The following is a 4,512-nucleotide window of genomic DNA, read 5'->3' on the forward strand; positions in this document are numbered from 1 at the left end:
CGCGAAGGCGCCCAGTTCGGCGGCGATTTTCTGTCCCGCTTCGGCGTTGATGTCGGCGATGACCACCTTGCCGCCAGCCGCGACGATCTGACGGGCCACGGCGGCGCCGAGGCCGGAGCCGCCGCCGGTGACGACAAAGACTTTATCCTGAATTTGCATGGAGTATTTCTCGATCCAAGTGATGAAAGAGAGCTTCAGTGGGCGGCCTTTTGCGCCGCCTGTTCCTTTTCCTGATTGCGCAGGATGAACCGTTGCAGCTTGCCGCTCGGCGTCTTGGGCAGCGAAGTCACGAATTCGATTTCGCGCGGATAGGCGTGCGCCGACAGGCGCTTGCGGACATATTGCCGCAATTCCTCGGCGAGAGCGTCGGAGGGCTCGTAGCCGGCCTGCAGGACGACGAAGGCTTTGACGATTTCCGTACGTTCGGGATCCGGCTTGCCGACCACCGCCGTCTCGACCACCGCCTTGTGCTCCAGCAGCGCGCTTTCGACGTCGAAAGGCCCTATCCTGTAGCCGGCGGAGGTAATGACGTCGTCGTTGCGCCCGACGAAGCTGATATGGCCGTCGGGTTCGCGCTCGACCAGATCGCCTGTGCGATAGAGGCCATTGGCGATGGAGGGCGTCGCCTGGTTCAAATAGCCCTTGAACCAGAACAGGGGCGAATTGGCGATGTCGACCGCCAGTTCGCCGGGAACATTGTCCGCCTGCTCCCTGCCTTCGGCATTGACCACCAGCACACGGAAGCCGGGCATCGCCAGGCCCGCCGAGCCCATATGCACCTCATGCTCCAGGCCATGGTGGTTATTGACCATCATGCCAAGTTCGGTCTGACCGTAATGGTCGCGGATCGGGGCCTGCAGTTCGGTGGCGAACCAGCGGATCACTTCCGGGTTGAGCGGCTCGCCGGCGCTGGAGACGACGCGCAGCTTGCCCTTGACCCGCGCCGCCGGTCCCGAGCCAGCGGCGATCAACAGCCGATAGGCGGTCGGAGCGCCGGCAAGATTGGTGATGCCGTGGGTCTCGATGACGCGATAGGCGCTTTCGACCGTGAAGGGCCCATCGTAGAGCGTGGTGGCGTGGCCGAGCAGCAGCGGCCCGGTGATTGCGTAATAGAGGCCATAGGCCCAGCCGGGATCGGCGATATTCCAGAACTTGTCCTCGGGTCGAAGATCGACCGCGTCTACCATGTAGACCCGGAAATTCAGCAAGGCCTTGAGCGGCGCGACCAAGCCCTTGGGCAGGCCGGTGGCCCCTGAGGTGAACATCATCAACAGCCCGTCGTCGCCCCGCCGCATCACCGGCTCGAAAACCGGGCTCATCTTGTCGAGCATGGCGTGGAAATCGTCGTCGCGGGCGTCGACCGTCTCACCCTTGTCGGCGCGCGTGACCACGGTGATGGTCAGCTTTGTTGCGACCTCGTTCAGTTTCGCCCGGTTGGCCGGGTCGGTGACCACCAGTTTGGCGGCGCTCGACTGCAGCCGATGTTCGACGGCCTTGGAGCCGAAGGCTGTGAACAGGGGCTGATAGACCGCGCCGGCGCGCCAGGTTCCAAGAATCGCCACGAGCAATTCCGGCGTGCGCGGCAGCAGGCCGGCCACCACATCCCCGGGCCCGACGCCGCGCGACTTGAGGTAATTGGCGAAGCGGGCGGAAAGATCGCGCATCTGCTCGAATGTATAGGTGGCGCGGCGACCGTCGGCGCTTTCCCATTCCAGGGCGACGCTGCCCGGCGCGACATGGCGGTCGCAGCATTCGACGCAGGCGTTGATCCCGGTCGCCAGATCGCCGCTGAAATGGGCAGCGATGTCTTCCGGCTTGAACGCGGCCTTGTGCTCGTCATAGGTGCGCAATTTCACTTCGACGGACGGATCGGCCATCATTGTTTTTCCTCCCGATATTTTTTTTACTCTCGGAGGCCTTTCCTCCTTGACCATCATCAGACGCCAAAACAAAGTGGCTGTCCATGACCAAGCAGCCGAAAAATATTAGCGCTTTTACCACCTCGGAACCCGAGCCTTCCGTCTCCGAACGTCGGATGATCTCACCGCATTTCGTGGAGGAGGCGCTGGATTGCCTTCCGCAAAGCATAGCGCGCGAAGACATTTTGAATTCCGTCGGCCTGCCTTTGACCGTCGAGGCGCCAATCTCGGCCCTCGCCTACGGCGCGCTCTGGCGCGCCATCACCGACCGCATGGACGACGAGTTTTTCGGCCTCGGCGGCCGCGCCATGATTCCCGGCAGTTTCACCTTGATGTGCCATTGCGCGCTGCACGCAGGAACCCTGCGCCGCGCTTTGCCACGCGCGCTGCGTTTTCTGGCGGTGACGATCATGGACCCGCGCGGCGAACTGGCGGTGGCGGACGGTGTCGCCCAGATCATCTTGCGCGATTCCGGCGAAGCGCGTTCCGCCTTCGCCTACCGGACCTTGTGGATCATGCTGCACGGGCTCGCCTGCTGGCTGGTCGGCAGACGCATTCCCTTGCGGCTCGTCGATTTCCGCTGCCCCGAGCCGGGACTGGGCGCCGACCATCGGCGGTTTTTCGGCGCGCCGGTGCGGTTCGGCCAAAAGGAGAGCCGGCTGGCTTTCGACGAATCCTTCCTCGACTTGCCGATCACGCGTTCGGAGCGGGCGCTGAAACAATTCTTGCGCGGCGCGCCCGCCAATATTCTGGTGCGCCATCGCCACGACGCCGGGCTCGCCGCCAATGTCCGCGCCCGATTGCGGCGCCAAAAACCGTCCGACTGGCCCGGCGTCGATCAATTGGCTCAGACGCTGCGCATGCCTCCTTCGACCTTTCGCCATCGCCTGAATCAGGAGGGGCTGACCTACGCTTCGATCAAGGAGGAAATCCGACGTAACCTGGCCTTCGAACTTCTGCTGGACAGTCCGAAAAAGGTCAGCGAGATCGCGCTTGAACTGGGCTTTGCCGAACCCTCCGCCTTTCATCGGGCTTTCCGCAAATGGACTTCAAAAAGCCCCGCCGCCTACCGGCAGGATGGCGGACGAGCGCATTAAGCGCTTTTCGATCGTTGCGCAATTTAACGCCGCATGAGCTTACATTTGCACGAGCAGCGCCAAGCCGGATGTCGTCGACGTTTACTAACGGCCGATTTTCCGTAGACCCCTGATCGTCGAACAATATGAGCTCATCAAGAAATCGTTGGGCAAGGAATTGCTTCTGGACTTTTACGCCATGATCGACGGGGTACTGAAAGCAACATCCACCGCTCTTCCACCGGCCAATCCGCCTGAAGGCGCCCCACGACAAATCCCGGCGCCCCGCCGGCGAAAGTCCTGCCGAAGGGACGCCAGCCAATTGCGCTCGACGCCCAGCGCGGACCAATTCCTATGGGCTACCGGAGCATTGGCAAGAAGCTCGAAATCGTGCCGGAGGAGGCCGCGCTGGTGCGCAAGATTTTTACGGACTATTTGCGGCTTGGCTCGATTGGCGCATTGGCCGCTTCGCTCGAACGTGAAGGCGTCAAGCCAAAACCAAGGCGTCTCGTCAACGGCAAAACAATCGGGGTTTGATCTTCGACGATCGAATCATCCGATGAGCCTAAGCCAAGCCAACAAGAAGGGCGTCCGTTATCGCTACTACGTCTCACAACCGGGCGCATCTGCTAAAGAACCGCGGTCTATCGTGGTGAGTTTTGCCGGCGAGCACCCAGCGATCCTGGAACAGGGCTTGTTTGCGGCAGTGCAGGTGCGGATGACCGATCAAACGGTCCGTACGAGGGAAGCTCGAACAGGTTCGCCCGCCATTTTGATCGCCCGAAGGTATTCGAACTTCTTCCCCCAGCTTCCCGGTCTGGCGCTCTTTGGCGCAAAGGACGCTTGGGTCCTCGGGTTTTACTGGACTTCTATTGCGAACAGAGCGGTAGTGTGTGTGCGCGCCGCCATGAGGCGCTCCCGCCCCGCCGGCCCGGGGCCACTGCGGGGTCGTGCTGGTGACAACGGATGTTGTCGATAGACGAGGAGAACATCATGGCAAAGCTCACGGATACCCAGTTGATCGTGTTGTCGGCTGCTGCCGCGCGTGACGACGGCATCGCAATCGCGCCAGCGAAAATGAACAAGGCGGCGGCCTCGAAGGTGGGATCGAGCCTGGTCGCTCGCAAGCTGATGCGGGAGGCGCGATCCAGGTCCGGCATGCCGATATGGCGCGTAGACAAGGACGATCGTCCGATCAGCCTGGTGATCACGCGCGCCGGCCGAAACGCCATCGGGGTCGACGAGGACCCAGCTACGCACGCGCCCCCTCCGAACGACAAGCCAATGGAGATACAGGACGCCTCAACTGCGAAGAAGCAGCCGGTCGATCGCTCCCACGATGAACGGGCAGGCCAAAACGCCGCCCCGCGCGCTGGAACCAAACAGGCGCAGTTGATCGAAATGCTCAGCGCCAGGAAGGGCGCGACGCTGGACGCCTTGGTCGAGGCCACCGGCTGGCTGCCGCACACGACGCGCGCCGCGCTGACCGGTCTTCGCAAGCGCGGCTTGCCCCCCAG

At 62.5% G+C, this 4,512-nt stretch carries 5 protein-coding genes; 3 read left to right on the top strand and 2 right to left on the bottom strand.

The window, feature by feature from the left end; all coding sequences use genetic code 11:
- Both ACLP2E_RS13720 and ACLP2E_RS13725 read right to left on the bottom strand, forming a co-directional pair.
- On the bottom strand, nt 1-159 hold a 159-nt coding region (locus ACLP2E_RS13720; RefSeq protein WP_442466272.1), incomplete at its 3' end, for an SDR family NAD(P)-dependent oxidoreductase.
- 35 nt (nt 160-194) lie between these two features.
- Nucleotides 195-1,877, bottom strand: a complete 1,683-nt coding sequence (locus ACLP2E_RS13725) for an AMP-binding protein (RefSeq protein ID WP_442466270.1) — start codon at nt 1,875-1,877, stop codon at nt 195-197.
- A gap of 86 nt (nt 1,878-1,963) precedes the next feature.
- Between ACLP2E_RS13725 and ACLP2E_RS13730 the strand changes: the two genes are divergently transcribed.
- The 3 genes from ACLP2E_RS13730 to ACLP2E_RS13740 form a co-directional block, all read left to right on the top strand.
- Nucleotides 1,964-3,016 carry an AraC family transcriptional regulator gene (locus ACLP2E_RS13730; RefSeq protein WP_442463583.1) on the top strand — a complete coding sequence of 351 codons (1,053 nt, stop codon included), beginning with the start codon at nt 1,964-1,966 and terminating at the stop codon, nt 3,014-3,016.
- Between the two features lie 333 nt (nt 3,017-3,349).
- On the top strand, nt 3,350-3,532 hold the full coding sequence (locus tag ACLP2E_RS13735) for a recombinase family protein (protein WP_442463582.1): 183 nt from the start codon (nt 3,350-3,352) through the stop codon (nt 3,530-3,532).
- A gap of 456 nt (nt 3,533-3,988) precedes the next feature.
- On the top strand, nt 3,989-4,512 hold a 524-nt coding region (locus ACLP2E_RS13740), incomplete at its 3' end, for a DUF3489 domain-containing protein (RefSeq protein WP_442466271.1).

The organism is Rhodoblastus sp. (assembly GCF_052145335.1).
Classification (GTDB): Bacteria; Pseudomonadota; Alphaproteobacteria; order Rhizobiales; family Beijerinckiaceae; genus Rhodoblastus.